This is a genomic window from Prevotella sp. HMSC073D09, from assembly GCF_001814145.1.
GTDB lineage: Bacteria > Bacteroidota > Bacteroidia > Bacteroidales > Bacteroidaceae > Prevotella > Prevotella conceptionensis.
Genome location: NZ_KV815100.1, coordinates 1 through 1493 on the forward strand (window position 1 = coordinate 1; position 1493 = coordinate 1493).

A 1493-nucleotide genomic window follows, 5' to 3' on the forward strand; every position below is an offset into this window, starting at 1 on the left:
TATCGGTGCAGACAGTCCTTCTCCTGAGGCATACCTTTTATTATGCGGGAGCATTGTATGAATCGTACTCAAATTCGTTACGCATACCTTGTACAGCAGGTTGACGCGGCTAGTGAGGTTAACTATCTGAGTTCGATATTTATAGGTGACCCCCTTACTAATGACTTCACTAATTCTTCTATAGAACTATTATTGCAGTCCCAATAAGGGAAAATGTACTGTTTTTCTTCTGTTAGAAGAATGACTGCCCATGAATCATTTTCCCAACTTTCAAGAAAAATGTTGTCGATACTTACACCTTCTAGTTTTGATATTTGTTGTTGCAACTTTAGAAACTCATCCTTTCCCAACAACTTTTTCTCCCTTTCACAAGTATTCTTAAGTAGGCGTATATGTTGAGTAGATATATGTATGTCATTCAACACAGCATGTGTGACTGAGTCCCCCTTTTCTCCTACACTGGTTGTGATATAGCCATCTTTGTCCACTTCTATCAAGTAACACCCCTCAAAATCTGTTGTTGGGAAAATAAGGCATTGGCAAGCGCATCTTTCAGGGAGATGTTTGCTTGAACAACCGCCATTGAGTAATACAATGAATGCGAGAGAGAGCATACAGAAATCTATTTTATTCATGTTGGATGTTTATATATTTAGTTAATATTTTATTCGTTTGTTTAATCCATGTTCTTTCCTTAATGCATTTTCTGTTCGTTTTGCTTTTCCAATAATTCCGACAGTCTCAAGTTCTTCCTTGGATGTATTCTTAATTTTAAGTTGCCCATTAGGGCTTCTGTATTTATATGAAGATTTTGTATCTGGATCTATGGCAATACCGTCCATGGAGCGTTCTCCATGTATAATTTCATGCCCTAAAACAAGAAATAAAGGCATCACCTCCTCTGAACTTTTGCCAGTCTTACCATTCTCTGTTAGAAGTTTGGGAGTATCTGTAACATCAAAATTAACAACTACGTCAGTTCCCTTCCCATTAAATGCATCCCTCCTATAAATATCATGCTCACTAGACTTTTCACCCGGATCAGTTGTTTGTATTGTCATCGTTCGCTTATGTTTTATCACGGATTCAATGAGACTATTGCCAACTGTAAGTTTTTTTGACTTATTCCTGCCATGTGTTGCTAAAATTACGACTTCTCCATTTTGTTTCACCCCTAGTTTATAGTTTGTCAATTTCTGAAGCTGGTTCAACACAATTATTCGTTGATTTCTACTTCCTGAGATTATCACCTTACGGCCATCCGTATCGATTAACTTTGTAGGACGATCCATGCAATATACATACGCGCCAACGCTCGGATACTTCTCCGCCAACGGATCCACCCCATACCACAAACTCGTCCTTGGGTTCATATACCTCGCCCCATAATAGTACAGCCCCGTCTCTTGGTCAAGTTCCTTGCCGTTGAACTTGTACGGCATATCCTCGGATGAGGAATGTTCGTCCACGAGCAGTTCGCCGTAGGGCAGGTA

At 39.5% G+C, this 1493-nt stretch carries 2 protein-coding genes; both read right to left on the bottom strand.

The annotated features are described in order from the left end of the window. Window positions 1–122 precede the first annotated feature (122 nt). On the bottom strand, window positions 123–635 hold the full coding sequence (locus HMPREF2955_RS08845) for a hypothetical protein (protein WP_044078511.1): 513 nt from the start codon (window positions 633–635) through the stop codon (window positions 123–125). Between the two features lie 21 nt (window positions 636–656). Next, the coding region (locus tag HMPREF2955_RS08850) for an RHS repeat-associated core domain-containing protein (RefSeq protein WP_246830106.1) at window positions 657–1493 on the bottom strand (837 nt) is incomplete at its 5' end.